The organism is Pseudorhodoferax sp. LjRoot39 (genome assembly GCF_964253035.1).
Classification (GTDB): domain Bacteria; phylum Pseudomonadota; class Gammaproteobacteria; order Burkholderiales; family Burkholderiaceae_C; genus Pseudorhodoferax.
This window is the reverse complement of record NZ_CAXUQL020000001.1, coordinates 3,383,511-3,401,443: the sequence shown is the minus strand read 5'-3', so window position 1 is coordinate 3,401,443 and position 17,933 is coordinate 3,383,511. Positions and strand designations below refer to the sequence as shown.

At 71.3% G+C, this 17,933-nt stretch carries 11 protein-coding genes; 3 read left to right on the top strand and 8 right to left on the bottom strand.

What is annotated here, in order from left to right; translation table 11 throughout:
- Positions 1–12 precede the first annotated feature (12 nt).
- The 8 genes from ACSQ4M_RS15865 to ACSQ4M_RS15830 all read right to left on the bottom strand — a co-directional run bounded on the left by ACSQ4M_RS15865 (position 13) and on the right by ACSQ4M_RS15830 (position 12,907).
- Entirely contained in the window at positions 13–255 is a 243-nt protein-coding gene (locus tag ACSQ4M_RS15865) for a hypothetical protein (protein ID WP_436190411.1), read from the bottom strand.
- 150 nt (positions 256–405) lie between these two features.
- On the bottom strand, positions 406–3,789 hold the full coding sequence (locus tag ACSQ4M_RS15860; protein WP_436190410.1) for a hypothetical protein: 3,384 nt from the start codon (positions 3,787–3,789) through the stop codon (positions 406–408).
- Entirely contained in the window at positions 3,786–6,950 is a 3,165-nt protein-coding gene (locus ACSQ4M_RS15855) for a discoidin domain-containing protein (protein ID WP_436190409.1), read from the bottom strand. Before ACSQ4M_RS15855 ends, ACSQ4M_RS15860 begins: the two co-directional genes overlap by 4 nt.
- Entirely contained in the window at positions 6,947–7,774 is an 828-nt protein-coding gene (locus ACSQ4M_RS15850; protein ID WP_436190408.1) for a carbohydrate ABC transporter permease, read from the bottom strand. Before ACSQ4M_RS15850 ends, ACSQ4M_RS15855 begins: the two co-directional genes overlap by 4 nt.
- A complete protein-coding gene (locus ACSQ4M_RS15845; RefSeq protein WP_436190407.1) occupies positions 7,774–8,649 on the bottom strand; it encodes a carbohydrate ABC transporter permease in 876 nt (291 codons plus the stop codon). Before ACSQ4M_RS15845 ends, ACSQ4M_RS15850 begins: the two co-directional genes overlap by 1 nt.
- Entirely contained in the window at positions 8,646–9,953 is a 1,308-nt protein-coding gene (locus tag ACSQ4M_RS15840) for an extracellular solute-binding protein (protein ID WP_436194020.1), read from the bottom strand. The genes ACSQ4M_RS15845 and ACSQ4M_RS15840 overlap by 4 nt, the downstream gene beginning before the upstream one ends.
- An 82-nt stretch (positions 9,954–10,035) precedes the next feature.
- Positions 10,036–11,556 (bottom strand): glucoamylase family protein, encoded by a 1,521-nt coding sequence (locus ACSQ4M_RS15835; protein WP_436190406.1) that lies wholly within the window; start codon positions 11,554–11,556, stop codon positions 10,036–10,038.
- A gap of 4 nt (positions 11,557–11,560) precedes the next feature.
- Positions 11,561–12,907, bottom strand: a complete 1,347-nt coding sequence (locus ACSQ4M_RS15830) for a GH1 family beta-glucosidase (protein WP_436190405.1) — start codon at positions 12,905–12,907, stop codon at positions 11,561–11,563.
- A gap of 421 nt (positions 12,908–13,328) precedes the next feature.
- Here ACSQ4M_RS15830 and ACSQ4M_RS15825 point away from each other — a divergent pair, with 421 nt between their 5' ends.
- From ACSQ4M_RS15825 to ACSQ4M_RS15815, 3 genes are all read left to right on the top strand, one after another.
- Positions 13,329–16,385, top strand: a complete 3,057-nt coding sequence (locus ACSQ4M_RS15825) for a PAS domain S-box protein (RefSeq protein WP_436190404.1) — start codon at positions 13,329–13,331, stop codon at positions 16,383–16,385.
- A 64-nt stretch (positions 16,386–16,449) separates the two neighbouring features.
- Positions 16,450–17,451, top strand: a complete 1,002-nt coding sequence (locus ACSQ4M_RS15820) for a Bug family tripartite tricarboxylate transporter substrate binding protein (protein ID WP_436190403.1) — start codon at positions 16,450–16,452, stop codon at positions 17,449–17,451.
- On the top strand, positions 17,448–17,873 hold the full coding sequence (locus tag ACSQ4M_RS15815) for an acyl-CoA thioesterase (protein ID WP_436190402.1): 426 nt from the start codon (positions 17,448–17,450) through the stop codon (positions 17,871–17,873). Before ACSQ4M_RS15820 ends, ACSQ4M_RS15815 begins: the two co-directional genes overlap by 4 nt.
- Positions 17,874–17,933 lie beyond the last annotated feature (60 nt).

Sequence of the window (17,933 nt, the reverse complement as noted above, 5' to 3'; positions counted from 1 at the left end):
CCCCGGGGTGCGCTACCTGCACTGGTGGGGACTCTCCGAGGCCAGTTCCTTGCCTGTCGCCGAATCGGTGATCTTCACGGTCGCGCCGGGGTAGGCCTTGCAGATGCCGTTGCGCATCGTATAGATCGACGAGCCTTGCGCCATGGCAACAGGCAGCGCAGAGCCATCGGCCTTGGTCCCGGTCACCATGAAACTGCCACTCGTCGTCACGCAGCCCGAGACAAGCAAGGGGAACATCAGCCAAAGCTTGATCATCGTCTTCTCCTGCTGGGTTGAGATCGGGTGCGGATCATCGACGCCGATCACATCCCAATGTGCGCCGTCATCGACATCTACACCACCCGCTCGGCAACCGGCGGCCGGCGTACACGCGCCGCCAATCGGACAGCCCCCCTGAACGGCGGTTCAGCCCAGCACGATCTCCAGCCGCGCGCCGCCTGCGGCCTGCGCGAGCGCGTCGGTCCAGTCGGCCAGCGCCACGCTGGCAGCGCCCAGACGGTAGCGGTTGGCCTCGCGGGTGAACGCCAGCGGCTGCCCGTCCAGTGCCAGCCGCTGCACGCCGCAGCCGCGCGGCCCGATGCGGTAGCGCACCTCCAGGGCGGCGCCGCGCAGCGTGGCCTGGGCGACCAGGCCGTCCAGGCTCTGTGGCATGACCGGATCGAACTGAACTGCGTCGTGGCTGCTGCGCAGCCCCAGCAGCTGGCGCACGACCAGGCTCAGCGCGATGCCCGCGCCGCTGGAGTACACGCGCCAGCCGCCCTGCACGCCGACCTCGCCGGCAAGCAGGCGGTCGTACTGCTCTGCGGCCTCGTAGCGGTCGGCGAACTCGGCGTCGGAACTGGAGTAGTAGCAATTGGCCTGGCGCAGCCGCGCCTGCGGTAGCCACTTCTGCATGCCGATCGGGTTGGCCTGGCACAGGGCTTGGAAGAAGGCCTCGGCGTCGCCATGCTGCGCCAGCGCCTCGGCATAGCGCAGGTGGGCGTGGGTGTACATGAGGCCGATCTCGCGGCCGAAGAAGCTGCTGCTCTCGGCACGCTGGAACAGGGTCTGCGGCCCGCCGCGGTAGGCCAGCGGACGGTCGAACAAACGGGCGCCATCGGGGCCCAGCAGGTGCGCGCGCACCAGGGCCAGGTGACTGGCGGCCTGGGCCGGGTCCAGCATCTCGTTGATCACGGCATGGACCATGGGCAACAGGCTGTAGTGCGCGCCCGTCAGCGCGTCGCGCGGGTGCAGCAGGTAGCGTGGCGCGCCGTCGGTCTCGAACAGGGCATAGCCGGCCAGCACGCCGTCGGGCATCAGTTGCAGCTGGAAGTCGCGCAGCACCGCCTGGGCCTGCGCCAGCAATGCCGAGCCATCGGACGTGCGGCCGCAGGTCTGCAGCGCCTGCCCCAGCGTGCGCAGCATCTGGTAATGCAGGGTCACGGTCCAGGCGCTGCACAGCCGCTCGCGCAGGGCCGGGTCGGCCGGCTGCAGGGAGTCGTTCCAGTCGCCATGGCCGTAAGCAGCAAGGTGGCTGGCCGGGATGCGCCGCTGCGCGATGACGCCCAGCGCACGCTCCACGTGCTGCCAGACCGTGGCCTGCTCGGCCTGCGCGGGGCCCTGCGCATGGAAGAAGGGCAGCCGTTCGTCCAGCAGGCCGCTGTCGCCCGAAGCCAGCAGGTATTGGCCCAGCGCCACGAGCGGCCAGAACACGATGTCGCCATGCGAGTCGCCCGCGCGCACGAGACGGTCGCGCGCGAAGAACATGAACCACTGCGGCCAGTCGCCATCGGGCTGCTGTTCGGCGAACACGCGCAGCAGCAGGTCGCGCAGCGGCGGCAGGCAGCCGTGCGCCAGCAGCAGTTCCACCGGCCCCTGGCTCACGTCGCGCGTGCCCCAGCCGCCACCCGTGTACTGCTCCAGGCCACGCGGCGCGAGATAGTGCACGAGCGCGTTGTCCTGCAGCCAGGGTAGCCACTCGGACAGCGCCGACAGTCTGGGTTGGGCCGTGCCCGGCGGGACTTCCAGCTGCGGCAGGCGCAGCGCAGGCAGGCGGGGCAAGGCGGCATCTGGCGCGGCCAGCGGCCCGAGCAGGGCGGAGCGCAGCGTCAGGCCGAAGGCCGCGCACGGCAGCGTCCGCAGGCACAGGAAGGGCTGGCCGCGCGATCGCCCGTCCAGGTACAGCAGTTCGTCCGCACCGACATGCTCCAGCAGCGCCGCACTGCGTGCGTCGGGCTGCAGCGCGAAGCTGCCGCCCGGGTACTGCCGCTGCGCAGCGCTGCCGGGCGCGGGTGCCACGGTCACCGCGCCGTCCGCGCCGCGCTGCCAGGCCGGCGTGCACTGTGCGAGCCCGTCGTCGCCCTGCAGCGCCAGGTGGTGCGTGACGAGGAAGCGCAGCGCGGGCCCGGCGTTCACCTGCAGCGCGAGCGACAGCGCATGGTCCTCGGCCGCGGCGCTGGCATCGACCGTCAGCATGCCGTCCGCATGGGCATAGACCCACTGGCACTGCCGACCGGACATGGCGAAGGCCGAGGGCAGTCCCAGCAGCTGCCATTGCCCGCCGATCTCCACCAGCACGCGCTGGCCGCTGCCGCGGTTCAGCCCCAGGTAGCTGCGCACGGTGGACAGCAGCCGGTTGCTGCTCACATGGCCCTCGGTCACCATGGAATGGAAGACCCCGCCCATCCAGCAGGTGCTGGTCAGGCTGCGCTCGTCGGGCACCAGGTGCGCGCCCGTGCGCAGCAACTGGCCATGCGGGCGCAGCGCCTGCCGTTCCTTGCGCGGCAGGGCCACGTGCGTGCCGCAGGCCGCGAAAAAGGACAGCAGCAGCCCGTCGGCGTCGCGCTCCACCTGGCGCCAGGGCGGTGCGAAGCGCTGGGCCAGCTGCGCCTCGGACATCTCCTGCGTCTGCAAGGCACCGGCCCGGGTGAACAGGCTGGGCACGGCCTCGCGCCAGGGCGGACCCGGCTCGTCCATCGGCGGCACTGCATCGGCCAGCGCAGCCCAGGCATCGGCCTGGGCCAGGTCGACCGTGCCGGTCGCACCGGGATGGTCGGCCTGCATGCCGGCGAAGAAGCCCAGCCGCGTGTCGGCGTGCGCAGCCAGCACGCAGGGCGCATCCTGCAACGCCAGCATGGCGTGTTCGTGCTGCAGCCGCTGGTTCGGCAGATCGGCCACGGCCACCACCGGCGCCTCCCCGCAGCGCCAGCCCAGGCCGATGGACTGCAAGGCGTCGGTCGCGTAGCCCACCGCATGCCGCAGCGAACCCACCAGCAGCCAGGGATGGCGCTGGCCTGGGCCCGCCAGGTTCTGCCGCGTCGCCAGCACGGTGCCGCGGGACGGATGGTCCAGCGGCACATGGTCCAGGTACTGGCTCACGTAGTACTCGTTGATGCGGACCGCGCCATAGGGCGCCAGCGCGACGTCCTGCAGCAGCACGAGGTCCACCGTCTGGGCGCTGTCGCCCGCGTTGTGCAGATCCACATGCCAGGACCAGACCGGCGCCGTGGCGTGCAGCACAAGCCGCACCGCGTAACGCAGAGCGCCCCAGCGCCCGCGCGCCTGCCATGCACCGGCGTGCAGGCGCCACTGCGCCCCGCTGGCCGGCGACAGCAGGTTCAGGCTGTCCAGCACCTCCCCGTCCTGCCGGCGCCGCAGCCACAGGGCGGTGGCCGCCGCTTCGAGCGCATGGCCGGCGAACAGCTGGACGGTGGTGTCGCCGAAGTCCAGGCGGTGCAGCGTGCCATTGGCATGGAAGGCTGCGCACAGGCCGCCGGGGCTGGTCAGCACAAGCTCGGAAGAAGCGCTCATGGGTGCGGAAGGGGCGAACGGTGGAGGGAGGGACAGGGTCGCAAGGCGCCACCGCCGACGGCCGCCGTGAAACGCACGCGGGCCGGCAACTGGTGGACCACGAGACCGGCCGCCGGCAGGCAGGCCAGCGGCTGGCCGTCGATGCTGGCGCGCGCGGGCGCACGGCTGCCGGGCAGCGCGATGACCAGGCCGCCGGCGGGCGGACGCATGCCGCCCGCGAGGTGCACGGTGGTGGTGGCGCCCACACGGCGGGCGCGGTAGCTCAACGGCCCGTGCGGCGTGTGCAGGTTCCGCAGCGCGAGGCCCCGGCCCTGCAGCCAGGCCGGCGCCACGCCCGCGCCGAGCACCCAGGCCGAGCGCTCGGGCGCCTCGTAGGCGAACAGGTCCAGCGCGGCGCGCAAAAAGTCCGATGCCACCCAGCCATGCGGCATGTCGCCCACGAAGCGCGGTGCGCGCGGATCGCGGCCGACCACTTCGGCCCATTGCTTCCAGCCCAGCGGGCGGCGGTCGCGCAGGAAGTAGTCCGCCGCGGCCAGCGCGCGCTCGCGCTCGCCCAGGCGCAGCAGCGCGCCCACCGTGCGCCATTCGTAGGGCGTGTAGGCATCCCAGGTCTGCAAGCCATCGCGGCGCTCCGTGAAGTGTTGCCAATACTGCGCGAACGTGGCCTGCAACGCGGCCGGCGGCAGCACGCCTTGCAAACCGGCCGGTGCCAGGGCCACGGTGGTGGAGGTGGGGTCGAAGTCGCCGCGGTCGGCTGCGCCGGGGATCGCGGCCATGCCGTACCTGCGCTGTGCCAGTGCGATGGAGGCCAGCACGTCGCGTTGGAAATCGGCCTGCTGCGCCTGCCAGTGCGCTGCAGCCGCCGTGTTGCCGAGGGCCTGCGCCATCGCCACGCCGTCGGCGTAGCCCAGCAGGCCCCAGAAGTTGTCCCAGTACGCGTACGCGGCCTGGTCAGAATAGCCTTCGTGGCTGATGGAGGGCGGCAGCAGGCCCCGGTAGAGCGCGCGCTCGGGCGTGCCGTTCTTCTGCGCGCCCTCCTCGGCCCGCAGGCTGTCCATGTAGCCCAGCACCTTGCTGGCCGCCGGCCAGTGGCCGCGCAACCAGGCCAGATCGCCGGTGTAACGGTAGGTGGTGGCCAGCAGGTGCAGGTAGGCGCCCATGCTGTCGTTTTCCGGCACCGGGTCGGCGCCGCGCGCATCGATGCAGCAAGGCACCTTGCCGTTGGCGAAGAGTTGCGGCGTGAACCAGTCGGCGTAGGCCCGCGCCACCTCGGCATGGCCCAGGCTGGCCAGCGCGGCGCTGGTCATCGCGCCGTCACGGATCCATGAGCGCGCGTACGAACGCGTGCCTGGGCGGATGGCCGCGCCCTGCTGGTTGATCAGGATGTGGGCCTGGGCCGTGCGCACGGTGTCGGCCAGGCCCTGCGTGTCGCCTTCGAACTGCAGGCGGGTGCGGTTCAGCCGCGCCGCCCACTGCGCAGCGCTGCGCTGGCGCGCGGCCTCGAACCAGGCGGCCGGCGCCACGCCCTGCGGCAGACGGGCCGACCCCGCCTGCGGCAGCACGACCACGATGTCGCGGCTGGCGCCGGGCAGCAGTTGCAGGTCGAACTGGAGTGCCGCCGATGCGAAGCCTTGCGGGTCGTCCCAGCGCACAGCCTGGCCTGCATCCGCCGGTTGCCGCAGCGCGTGCAGGCCGCCCGCACCGCCCTGCCCGAACAGCAGCCGCGTGGGTTGGGTGGTGGTGGCGAGCAGGGGCCGGCCATCGCGGCGCAGCACGCCGTTCTGCCACGCCAGCCTGTGCAGCGGCGCCACGCCGCCCGGGATGTTGAGGAACTGCGTCGGCGGGTTGACCTGGAAGGGCCGCACCGCGAGCCACAGCGTCACGGCGCGGGGCTCGCGCGTGGGGTTGTGCACCCTGTAGCGCAGCTGCGTCTGCAGGCCGCCTTCGTCGTCGGCAAACGCCATGGTCTCCAGGCGGAACAGCGGGTGCGCCCAAACGACCTCTGGCATCGGCAGGTAGCCGCGGGCGAGGCGCTGCACCGGCTGCACATCGGCCCAGCCGTGCAGCTGCCCGTCGACCTCGACGAAGGGCTCGACCGAGGGCCCGGCCTTGATCGGTTCCACGGCCCCGTCTTCGGACAGCAGCGCCTGCTCGGCGCCGCCCGGCACGCCCAGCACGGTCCAGTAGGCCTGCTCGCCACTGAAGCCGCGCGGAAACTGCCCGCGCCGGACGAAGGCTGCCTGCTTCTCGACCAAAGCGTTCAGCGAGCCCAGCGCGCCGGCCGACAGGAACTCGACGCCCTGCAACGCGAGACGCTCGCCCGCCCCCTGCTCCAGTACCAGCCGCAGATACTGCGCCTCCTGCTCCGGCATGTAGAGCACCTCATCCCTGCCCAGGCCCGCCGCCACCGTCTGCAAGGCCCGCCAGTCCTGGCCGTCCAGCGAACCCTCGACGCGGTAGCGGCTGGCGTGCTGGCCGGGCGCCCAGTGCAGCACCATGCCGCTGAATTCGCGCGGCTGGCCGAAGTCGGTCTGCAGCACCACCGGCTGGCCGGATGTTGGCGCCGCGGCGCTCCAGGGCATCGTCTGCGGCGCACCGGCACCAGACTGCCAGAGCGGCTCGGCCCACTGCGCCGGCGGTTCCGGCAGCAGCGTTGTGGCCAATGCACCGAAGCACAGTTCGCCGCGCGCGCCCTGCGCGCCGACCATCACCAGCTCGATGCGCTCCGTGTGGCGCAGCGCCTTGTCCACTGCCGGACCCCAGGCGAACGCGATGTGCCGGCGCTTGGTGGGAAGCAGCGTCCACTGCACCGGCGCCACGAAGTCCGCGCGCCGGTGCCACCAGACATTGAGGCCACTCGCATCGACGAGCTTGAGTTCGAGCGCGGTCAGCGCGCCCTGCCCGCGCACCGGGATGCTCAGCGCGAAGTTGCCGTCGAAGTCCAGCGGTAGCGCGCGGCTCAAAGCGACGTACCCTGCAACGCGGCCAAAGTCGTAGCGCACACAGGCGGCACGGCCTCCGTCCGACGCGGGCCGGAGCTCGGCCTGCACCTGGTCCGTGGCCGACAGCTGCCAGGCCTGCAGATCCCCGAAATCGGCCAGGGTGTGCGCCCGCGCGGGCAGCAGCCAGGCACACAGCAGCAACACGAGCCACTTCGTCACTTGACCCCACCCGACAGGATGCCGCTCACGTAGAAGCGCTGCGTGCACAGGAACAACAGCAGCACGGGTGCCACCGTCACCACGGCGCCGGCCATCATGAGTTCGCTGTCCTGCACATGCTCGCGCGACAGCGAGGCCAGCGCCAGCGGCAAGGTGTGCAGGCGGTCGCCGGTCAGCACGATCAGCGGCCACATGAAGTCGTTCCAGCTGCCCAGGAAGGTCAGCACGGCCAGCGTCGCGAGAGCAGGACGCAGCAAGGGCAGCACGATGCGCCGGAAGATGTAGAACTCGCCCGCGCCGTCCACGCGCGCGGCGTCCAGCAGTTCGTCGGGGATGGTCTCGGCCTGGCGGCGGATCAGGAAGATGCCGAAGATGCTGGCCATGCCGGGCACCAGCACACCCAGGTAGGTGTTGACCAGGCCCATGTTCTTGAGCAGCAGGAACAGCGGCAGCATCGCCACCTGGCCCGGGATGACCAGCGCGCTCACGAGCAGCTGGAAGATGCGCTCCTTGCCCGCGAACGCGAGCTTGGCGAAGGCGTAGCCCGCGGCGCTGTTGAAGGCCAGCGACAGCAGCGTGCTCGCGCTGGCCAGCAGCACGCTGTTGGCGATGGTGCGCCACAGGCCCTGCAGCGCGAACAGCTCGCGGTAGTTCTGCAGCGTGGGCTCGGCCGGCAACAAGGGCGGCGGCACCGTGCTGGCCTCCCCGGGTGCCATGAACGAGACGCTCAGCATCCAGACCAGCGGGCTCAGCGCGAACAGCGCGATCAACAGCAGCAGGCCGTGGACGGCGATGCCCTGCCCCGTGGTGTCGTGACCCTGCATCACCAGCGCCTCCAGCGTCGCAACGCCAGCATGGCGCCCGTGCACGCCATCATGAGCACGAACAGTAGAAAGGCCACGGCACTGGCCGAGCCCAGGTTCCACCACTTGAAGCCTTCCTCGTACATCAGGTAGAGCACGCTGACGGTGCTGCGCGCCGGCCCGCCCTGCGTCATCACATAGGGTTCGCCGAACAGCTGGAAGTAGCCCGTCACCGTGAGGATGCCGACCATGCCCAGCGCGGGCCCCAGCAGCGGCAGCGTGACGCGGCGAAAGCGCTGCCAGGCGCCGGCGCCGTCCATCGCCGCCGCCTCGTACAGTTCGTGCGGGATGCCTTGCAGCCCCGCCAGCAGGATCACGGCGTTGTAGCCGAAGTTCTTCCACACCGCGAACAGCACGATGGCCGGCATGGACCAGCGCGGATCGCCGAGCCAGTCCACGGGCGCGATGCCGACCTGTGCCAGCAGGTGGTTGACCCAGCCGTAGCGCGTGTGCAGCAGGTAGCGCCAGATCACGGCCACGGCCACCATGGTCGCGACCACGGGCGCGAACACCGCGGTGCGGAAGAAGCCCTGCACGCGCGCCGCCGCCGCGTGCAGCAGCTGTGCGCACAGCAGCGACAGACCCAGCGACAGCGGCACGCCCAGCAGCACGAAGTACAGCGTGTTGGCGAGCGCGTTCCAGAACTCCGCCGAGCGCAGCAGGGCCAGGTAGTTCTGCAAGCCCACGAAGCGCAGCTGGCGCGGGTCGGCCAGCGCGTAGAGGTCGAAGTCCGTGAGGCTGAGCAGCAGCGCCATGAGCACGGGCAGCAGGAAGAACACGGCGATCAGCGCGAGCGCGGGGCCGACGAAGACCCAGGCCACCCAGCGCCGCGTCATGCACGCGCCTCGGGGCCGGACGCCTGCAGCAGCCAGCGGCGCTTGGCGAGGATGGCATCGACCTCTGCATCGAGTGCGGCCTGCGTGGGCGCCAGCGCGCCCTGGCCGCGCACCAGTTGCTCGGCCGCACGCTGCATCTCCACGGCGATGCGCTCCCATTCGAGCACGGCCGGCGCCGGCTTCACGCGCTGCAGCTGGTCGGCGAACGCGGCGGCCCGGTCGTCGGTGTGCAGCCCGGCCAATGCCCAGGCGCTGCGGCGCGCCGGCAGGTTGCCGGTCAGCGCATGGAAGCGGGCCTGCACAGCAGGCTCGCTCAGGTACTCGACGAGGCGCCAGGCCGCGTCCTGCCGCGGGCTGCGCTGGTGCACGACGAGACTCGCGCCGCCGGCGATCGACGCGCCCGGCCCCTGCGGCCCCGGCATTGCGGCGCAGCCCCAGCTGGCCTGCTGCTGCGGTGGCAGCCGGCGCTTGAGCTCGCCCATGCTCCAGGGCCCGGAGACGAAGAACGCGAAACGGCCCTGGCCGAACTCGGTCCACAGGTTGCTGATCTGCTCCTTGCCCTGCAGGTCGGCCCAGCCGCGCCGGAAGAAGCCGCTGTAGAACGCCAGCGCGCGGCCGAAGCCGTTGCTGGAGAAGTTGCCGCGCGTGTCCTGCGCGCGCAGCAGGCCCTCGTCCTGTTGCAGCGCCAACGCCAGCAGCGGCTCGAACTCGTTGACGGCCAGGAACACCGGCCGGCCGCGGCCCGCGAGGGAGGCCTTCAGCGCCTCCAGCATCTGCGACCAGGCGCCCCAGTCCTGCGCCACCTGTGCGAAGCCGGCCTGCGCCAGCAGATCGCGGCGGTAGAACAGCAAGCGCGTGTCCACATACCAGGGCAGGCCCAGCAGGGCCGGCGCGCTGGTGGCCCCGCGTTCGGCGATGCGCGCGGCCCGGTTGGTGGCCAGGATGCCGGGGAAGTAGTCGCCCGCGTCGACGACGGCGGACGCCTGCACGCGCGCCTGGAGCGGCGCCAGCACGTCGAGCTGGGCCATCTCCGCGATCCAGGTGTTGCCCAGCTGGAACACGTCGGGCAGGCTGTTGCCCACGTAGGCGGTCAACAGCTTCTCGTGCGCGGAGGACCAGGGGATCTGCTGCACCTGCACCACGATGCCGGGGTGCCGCTGCGCGAAGCCCGGCAGCAGTTCCCGCACCACCTCGGCCTCGCGGCCCATGGCCCAGAACTGCAGGGGCTGCCTGCTCGACGAGCCAGTGCAGCCGCTCAGCGCAACCGAGGCGCCGACACCTTGCAACAGCGCGCGCCGGCGCATGCCGCTCACTAATGCACCCTTCGGCCTGTGGCCTGTCCCGCCAAGCGGGAGCGAGCTTGCTTGGGGCGGCCCGGCGCTGCGCTCACGACACCTCGTCCGGATCGCCCTCGCTGAGCCACCCGCCCTGGAACCCGGCCCGCTGCAGCCCCAACCGCACCACCGGACTGCTGCGCATGCGCTCCCAGACCAGGCCGCTGCGGTGGTTCTCGAACATGGCCACGATCGGCCCCTGGTCGATGCCCAGGTAGTCGGTGTCGACCCAGCCGAAGCCCGGCTTGATGCTGCCGTGCTTGAGCGTCACATCGGCGGGCACGCTCTGGTTGAAGGCGTCGAAGAAGCCGTAGGAGCCCATGATGTAGGCGCCGTGCTTGTTGGCCATGTGGGCCAGCGTCGGCAGCACGATCTCGGGTGCGAACGGCAGCGATGCGGCCACCGCGGTGGGCGCGATGGTGCCGTCGTCCACGATGCCGGCCAGATCCACGCCACGCGCGGCATAGGTGCGAAAGCGCCGCGACGAGCCCTTGACGCTGCGCACCACATCGGCCGGTCCGTTGCAGGCCGCCAGCCCCCACATGCTGGTGCCGTAGCCCTTCCAGCCCATGGGATTGCGCTCGGCGTAGGCTTGGTGCGCATAGGCGGCGCGGCGCGAGTTCTCGAAGTAGTCCAGGCCCTTGCTGCGCATGAACGCATCGCGGACACCGCGCAGGTCCAGCCAGACCTGGGCGTACTGGTGGCCGAACAGGGGGCCGAAGCTCAGGTGGGTCTGGCCCTCCACCGTGCCCCAGTGGGCGGCATAGCCCCGCGTCCAGGCGCCGTAAGCGTCGCCGCGTGCGGGATGGGTGGGCGAGCCGAGCGCCAGGATGTAGACCAGCATGGCCTCGTTGTAACCGACCCAGTCCAGGCTCAGGAAGCCCGCATGGCGGGCCTGCGCCGTCGCGCTGTGGTCGCTGCCCGAGACCCGCAGGTCCGCAGGCGCCTTGCGCACGTCCGGCAGCCAGCCGTGGGCGATGGCTGGCGGGCGCGCCTGCATCCACTGCCAGTCCACCCGCTCGTACAGCGCCGCGCTGAGGCGGCGGATCTCCTGCTCGGCCGGGTTGTCGCCATCGAAGTATTGGCCGGAGAACAGCACGCCGGCCATCAGCAGCGCGGTGTCCACGCTGGACAGCTCGATCTGCCCGTAGCGCCGTCCGCTGGCCAGGTCCAGGAAGCGGTAGAAGAAGCCGTGGTAGCCGGCCATGCCCCTCTCCGCCGCGCCTTGCGGCGCGTTGAACAGGAAGCGCAGCGTCTTGCGCGTGCGCGCCGCAGCCTGCGCGCGGCCCACGTAGCCACGCTCGGCCCCGATGCCATAGGCCGTGAGGCCGAAGCCGACCGCGGCGATGCTGCAGAACGTGAGCGTCGGGAAGCGGTCCGGAACCAGGCCCGTCACCGGATGCGCGGTCTCCCAGAAGTAGTTGAAGGTCCGGCGTTGCAGCTTGTCGAACGCGAAAGCCGGCGCCGTGCCAGCGGCGGCGGGCAGGTGCGCCAGTGCCGGCCCGCTGGCGGCGGCCAGCACGGCGAGGCAGAACTGGCGGCGTGCGGTGGAGGGGTCGATGGAGAAGGTCATGGCATCACACCTGGTCGAACAGACATTGGCCATTGCTGGCAATCACGCGCGCGTAGGACGCACCGCTGTCCTTGAGCGTGCGCCGCTGGTTCTGGAAGTCGACATGCGCCAGCCCGAAGCGCTTGGAGTAGCCGTGCGCCCACTCCAGGTTGTCCAGCAGCGACCACGCGTAGTAGCCGCGCAGGTCGCAGCCATCGGCAATGGCCTGGTGCAGCGCGCGCAGGTGCTGGCGCAGGTAGCTGGTGCGCAGCGGGTCGTGCACGGCGCCGCCCTCGGCCACGGGCGGGTCGTAGAAGGCCGAGCCGTTCTCGGTGATGTAGACCGGCGGATTGCCGTAGCGCGTGCGCACCCAGTTCAGCGTGTCCAGCAGGCCCTGCGGGAACACCTCCCAGCCGGTCTCCGAATAGGTCGCGCCACGCTGCACCGGGCGCTCCACCGGCAAGGGGAAGCGGCCCGCGTCGTCGCGCACCACGTTGCGCGTGTAGTAGTTGATGCCCAGGAAATCGATGGGCACGCGGATGAGATCCAGGTCCGAGGCCGGGAATGCCGGCCAGGCCGCGCCGAACATCTGCACCAGCACCTCGTCGTAGTGGCCGCGGAACACCGGGTCCATGAAGTGCCGGTTCATGTAGGCATGGGCCCGCCGCGTGGCGGAGAGGTCCTGCGGCGCGTCGGAGGCCGGGTACTTGGGTTCCAGGTTCACCACCAATCCGATGCGGTGCGCGCCACAGGCGCGGTAGGCCTGCACCGCCTTGCCATGCGCGCGCAGCAGGTTGTGCGACACGATGGGCGCCTCGTACAGATTGCGGTGCCCCGGCGCCAGCGCGCCCGACAGGTAGCCGCCATCCATCACGACCCAGGGCTCGTTGAGCGTGGTCCACATCTTCACGCGGCCGTCCAGGCGCCGGAACACGCATTCGGCGTACTCGGCGAACCAGTCGGCGCTGTCGCGGTTCAGCCAGCCGCCCCGGTCGTCCAGGGCCGCTGGCAGGTCCCAGTGGTACAGCGTGGCGTTGGGGGCGATGCCGGCCTCGAGCAGGCCGTCGACCAGGCGTTCGTAGAAATCGAGGCCGGCGGCGTTCACGGCGCCCGTGCCCTGCGGCAGCACGCGGCCCCAGGCGATGCTGAAGCGGTAGCTCTTGAGACCCAGGCGCCGCATCAGCGCGATGTCCTCGGGCCAGCGGCGGTAGTGGTCGCAGGCCACATCGCCGGTGTCGCCACCGTGGACCAGGCCCGGCGTGTGGCAGAAGCGGTGCCAGATCGAGGCCCCCGCGCCATCTGCCAGGGGCGAGCCCTCGATCTGGTAGGCGGCCGTTGCCGCGCCCCACAGGAAACCGTCTGGGAATGCCATGCCATCCACCCGTTCTACAGATGCCCATCCAGCCCGCACGCCCCAGGACATGCAGACCTTGCCGCTTGCGTCGCCTTTCGGCCTGGCCCCGCCGAGAGCACCAGCAACCACATGGTGGCCGCCGGGCCATCGACCTGACAGAACCTTCCGCCTGAACGGTTGGCAGTCGAACGACAAACGGTTACAGCCAGTGTGCGCCGCCATCCCGCACAGCGCCATGGTCGTAAACACTGCCTTGCGATGACCGTACCAGGGCGACAAGTTACAACTTGTTAGTACTGCCGTATTGACATATAAAGCTCCAACTTCGTTCGATTCCATGCGCTAATCTGCGTTTCAGGCGTCCGGCCAGGCCGTCGACGGAGTCCGCACCGTCCAATGGCCACCCCAGGCCGCACGCCCGCGACCGGGCTGGAGACACATGAACGAAGTGGCCCTTGGCACGCTGGCGCTGGTTCTGGTCGGCATCGCCGTGGTGGCGCTGTGGCGGCAGACCACGGCGCAGCGCGCCCTGCGCGCGCTGCAGGCGGACACCGAGCGGCGCGCCGCGGCCCTGTCGGAAAGCGAAGCCTTCATGCGCACGCTGACCGAGACCGGCCAGGCCAGCCTGGTCGTGACCGACCGCAACGACCGCGTGCGCCATGCCAACAGCCAATGGCTGCAGCTGTTCGGCTACACCAGGGGCGAGCTGGCCACGCTGGCCGCGCAGGACGTGCATGCCGACGGTGAGGCAGCGCGCGCCCGGCTGTTCGCCCAGATGCACGGCGACGGCGCGCTGCGCCACTGCGAGACGCGCTTTCGGCGCAAGGACGGCAGCGAGTTCTGGGGCCTCGTGGACTCGGCCCGCGTGCGCATCGCGGGCGAGATGCTGCGCGTGACCTGGATCAGCGACAACACCGACGAGCACGCCGCAGCCGAGCAACTGCGCACGCTGGCGGCCGAGCAGGAACTGCTGCTGCAGAACCTGCAGGTGGGCATCGTCTACACCGGCGACGGCAAGCTGCTGCGCGCCAACCCGCGCTTTGCCGAGATGTTCGGCTTTGCCGACACCGACATCCTGGTGGGCCGCGGCAGCGCCTGCCTGTATCCCGACGAGGCCGAGCTCAAGCGCTTCGGCGCCGAGGTGGGCAAGGCCTTCGCGGCAGGCCAGGTGTACAGCGGCGAATGGAAGGCCGCGCGCCAGGACGGCAGCACCTTCGACGCCTATGCCCGGGCACGCGCGATCAGCCAGCCGGGCTACCAGTACGCCACGATCTGGATGATCGACGACATCACCGAGCGCAAGCGCTCGGAGGAGGCGCTGCGCGTGGCGCACAAGGCACAGCTGGCGATCTTCGAGGCGGCCAGCGTGGGCATCGGCATCCTGCGCGAGGGCGTGGTCCTGCGCTGCAACCGCCGGCTCGAGGAGATCTTCGGCTACGAGGCCGGTGAACTCGATGGCCGGCCGACGCGCATCTGGTATGCCAGCGACGAGGCTTACGCCGAGGGCCGGCGGATCGCCAACGAGCGCATCGGCCACAGCAGCCGCCACGACCTGCTGCTGCAGCGCAAGGACGGCACGCCGTTCTGGTGCCGCATGCAGGCGCGCTACATCGACCCCAATTCCACGCACGGCAGCGTCTGGGTCATGGAAGACGTGACCGAGGAGAACCAGACCGCCGAGGCGCTGCGTGAGGCCAAGCGCCTGGCCGACGAGGCCACGCAGGCCAAGTCCATGTTCCTGGCCAACATGAGCCACGAGATCCGCACGCCCATGAACGCCATCATCGGCATGTCGCACCTGGCGCTCAAGACCGGCCTGACGCCGCGCCAGCGCGATTACATCGCCAAGGTGCATGGGGCCGGCACGGCCTTGCTGGGCATCGTCAACGACATCCTGGACTTCTCCAAGATCGAGGCCGGCAAGCTGGAGATCGAGCATGTGCCCTTCGAGCTGGCCCAGGTCCTGTCCAACGTCGGCACGCTGCTCGAAGGCAAGGCCGGCGAGAAGGGCCTGGCGCTGACGGTGGACCTGGCGCCCGACGTGCCGCCCGCGCTCGTCGGCGACCCGCTGCGCCTGGGCCAGGTGGTGACCAACCTGGTCGGCAACGCGATCAAGTTCACCGACCAGGGCCATGTGGCCGTGCAGGTGCGGCTGCTCGAGCGCCTGGCCGACGGCGTGCGGCTGCAGCTGGAAGTGCGCGACAGCGGCATCGGCATGGACGCCGCGCAAACGGCGCGGCTGTTCCAGGCCTTCTCGCAGGCGGACGGCTCGACCACGCGCAAGTACGGCGGCACCGGCCTGGGGTTGACCATCAGCAAGCGGCTGGTCGAGGCCATGGGCGGCACCATCGCGGTGGACTCCGCGCCCGGCCGGGGCAGCCGCTTCTGGTTCAGCCTGCGCATGGGCGTGGCCGAGCGCACGGGCTCGGCGGCCATGCCGATGCCCGAAGCGCTGGAGCCCATGCCGCTGCGCGGCGTGCGCCTGCTGCTGGCCGAGGACAACGAGATCAACCAGCAGATCGCCGTCGAACTGCTGGAAAGCGCCGGCGCAGCCGTGACGGTGGCCGGCAACGGCCAGCTGGCGCTGGACCTGCTGGCCGGCGGCGCGGCCTTCGACGCGGTGCTGATGGACCTGCAGATGCCCGTGATGGACGGCATGCAGGCCACGGCGCGGATCCGTGCCGATGCACGCTTCGCGCAGCTGCCCATCATCGCGATGACCGCCCACGCCATGGTCGAGGAGCGCGAGCGCTGCCTGGCCGCCGGCATGGTGGACCACATCACCAAGCCGATCGACCCACCGACGATGCTGCGCACGCTGGCGCGCTGGGTGCAGCCGCAGCGCGACGCGCCCCACGTGCCCACCGCAGCCGCGCCCACCGCCGCGGACCAGCCCCTGCCTGTGCTGGCCGGGCTGGACACCGCGGCCGGCCTGTCCCGCGCGGGCGGCAAGCCGGGGCTCTACCTGCGCCTGCTGCAGCAGTTCCACGAGCGGCAGTCCGATGCCGGCGACCGCATCGCCGCCGCGCTGGCGGCGCAGGACGCGGCCACGGCCGAGCGCATCGCCCACACCGTGCGCGGCGTGGCCGGCAACCTGGGCTTCGGCGCCCTGCAGCAGCAGGCCCAGGCGCTGGAGGCGGCCATCGGCGCGGGCGCGCCGCACACCGAAGCGCTGGCCGCCTTCGCGCAGCAGCTGGCGGTGGCGACCGCGGGCCTGCGCGCCGCGCTGGCCCCGCCCGCGGCGCTCGCCGAAGAGCCCGCAGCCGCCACCGCCACGCCGGCCGAACTGGCGCAGCACGCCAGCCGCTTCGCCGCGCTGCTGCAGGCCAGCGACAGCGATGCCGGCGACTACTTCAACGCCCACCGCCCGGCCCTGCGCCAGCTGCTGGGCGAGGGCGCGACGGCCCGTGTGGCGAGCGCGCTGCAGGACTACGAGTTCGACACCGCACTCGACCAGCTGCGCGGCGCGGTCCAGACCCACGGCATCGCCGTCTAGCGACAGCAGAGCGGGCCGGCCTGCCACGTAACATGCGGCCGCTTCATTGATCCGAGGAGAGCCCATGCCGTCCAACCCGTTCACCCGGCTGCGCACGCCTGCGCAGCCCGTCACCCGCCGCTGGCTGGCCCGGCTCGCACTGGCAGCCTGTGCCGCCCCCGCCTTCGCCCAGCCGCTGGACGGCGGCCCGCTGCGCATCGTCGTCGGCTACCCGCCCGGCGGTGCCACCGACCGCGTGGCCCGCATCGTCGGCGACAAGCTGGCCAGCAAGCTGGGCGTGCCCGTGCTCGTGGAGAACAAGCCCGGCGCGGGCGGCCGCCTGGCCGCCCAGCAGGCCAAGGCCACGCCCGCCGGCCAGAACCTGCTGATGCTGACCAACCCCGCCGTGATGGTGGTGGCACCGCTGGTGTTCAAGGACAACGGCTACGACGCCGAGCGCGACTTCGTGCCCGTGGCCCACGTCAACGACTACGAATTCGGCCTGGCCGTCTCCACGGCCGTGCCGGTCAAGGAGCTGTCGCACCTGCTCGCCTGGATGCGCGCCAACCCCAACCAGGCCAACGTGGGCGTGCCGGCCACGGGCAGCCTGCCGCACTTCTTCGCGCTGATGCTGGGCGACAAGGCCAAGGTACGCACCGAGGTCATCGGCTACAAGGGCTCGGCCCCGGCCATCACCGACCTGATCGGCGGCCAGCTGCCCATGGCGGTGGACACCTTCGACGTGCTGGTGCCGCAGCACGAGGCCGGCAAGCTGCGCGTGCTGGCGGTCTCGGGCAGCAAGCGCTCGGCCTTCGCGCCCGACGTGCCGACCTTCAAGGAAGCCGGCCTGGACCTGGCCGCGCTGGGCTGGAACACCTTCTTCGCGCCCGCCACCATGCCGCCTGAGAAGGCCGCGCGGCTGGCCGCCGCGGTCCACGAGGTCATGCAGGATCCGGACACGCAGCGCAAGTTCACCGACGCGCGCATGCAGCCCGTGGTCGCCACGCAGGCGCAGACCGCCGCCATGCTCAAGGCCTACCGCGCGCAGTGGGCGCCGGTGGTGCAGAAGTCGGGTTACCAGCCATGAGCGAAGGACGCTCGGTCGTCTACAGCGTGCGCGTGGAGTTCGGCGACTGCGACCCCGCGCGCATCGTCTGGTTTCCGAACTACTTCCGCTGGATCGACGCGGCTGGCCACCACTTCTTCGTGCAGTGCGGCGTGCCGCCCTGGCACGAGCTGGAGAAGGCGTGCGGCATCCTGGGCACGCCCATCGTCGACACACATGCGCGCTTCGTCGCCACGGCCAGCTACGGCGACCGGCTCGACATTGCGGTGACGGTGGCCGAATGGCGGCGCAGCAGCTTCGTGCTGCGCCACCGCGTCACGCGCGGCGAGACGCTGATCATGGAATGCGACGAGGTCCGCATCTTCGCGGCGCACCGCGCAGACCACGCGCCGGGCATCCGCGCCGTGCCGATTCCCGAGGACATCCGCGCGCTCTGCAGCTGACAAGCCGAGCGCTGCGCGTCGCCTGTGTGCCAACCCGCGCGCGGCCGCCGGTGCATGCTC

What these genes read in the sequence shown, in the direction of transcription:
- ACSQ4M_RS15815 (WP_436190402.1), top strand. Translation starts at nt 17,448, where the DNA reads ATGAGCGAAGGACGCTCGGTCGTCTACAGCGTGCGCGTGGAGTTCGGC.
- ACSQ4M_RS15850 (WP_436190408.1), bottom strand. Translation starts at nt 7,774, where the DNA reads ATGCAGGGTCACGACACCACGGGGCAGGGCATCGCCGTCCACGGCCTG.
- ACSQ4M_RS15860 (WP_436190410.1), bottom strand. Translation starts at nt 3,789, where the DNA reads ATGAGCGCTTCTTCCGAGCTTGTGCTGACCAGCCCCGGCGGCCTGTGC.
- ACSQ4M_RS15845 (WP_436190407.1), bottom strand. Translation starts at nt 8,649, where the DNA reads ATGACGCGGCGCTGGGTGGCCTGGGTCTTCGTCGGCCCCGCGCTCGCG.
- ACSQ4M_RS15820 (WP_436190403.1), top strand. Translation starts at nt 16,450, where the DNA reads ATGCCGTCCAACCCGTTCACCCGGCTGCGCACGCCTGCGCAGCCCGTC.
- ACSQ4M_RS15825 (WP_436190404.1), top strand. Translation starts at nt 13,329, where the DNA reads ATGAACGAAGTGGCCCTTGGCACGCTGGCGCTGGTTCTGGTCGGCATC.
- ACSQ4M_RS15835 (WP_436190406.1), bottom strand. Translation starts at nt 11,556, where the DNA reads ATGACCTTCTCCATCGACCCCTCCACCGCACGCCGCCAGTTCTGCCTC.
- ACSQ4M_RS15840 (WP_436194020.1), bottom strand. Translation starts at nt 9,953, where the DNA reads ATGCGCCGGCGCGCGCTGTTGCAAGGTGTCGGCGCCTCGGTTGCGCTG.
- ACSQ4M_RS15830 (WP_436190405.1), bottom strand. Translation starts at nt 12,907, where the DNA reads ATGGCATTCCCAGACGGTTTCCTGTGGGGCGCGGCAACGGCCGCCTAC.
- ACSQ4M_RS15865 (WP_436190411.1), bottom strand. Translation starts at nt 255, where the DNA reads ATGATCAAGCTTTGGCTGATGTTCCCCTTGCTTGTCTCGGGCTGCGTG.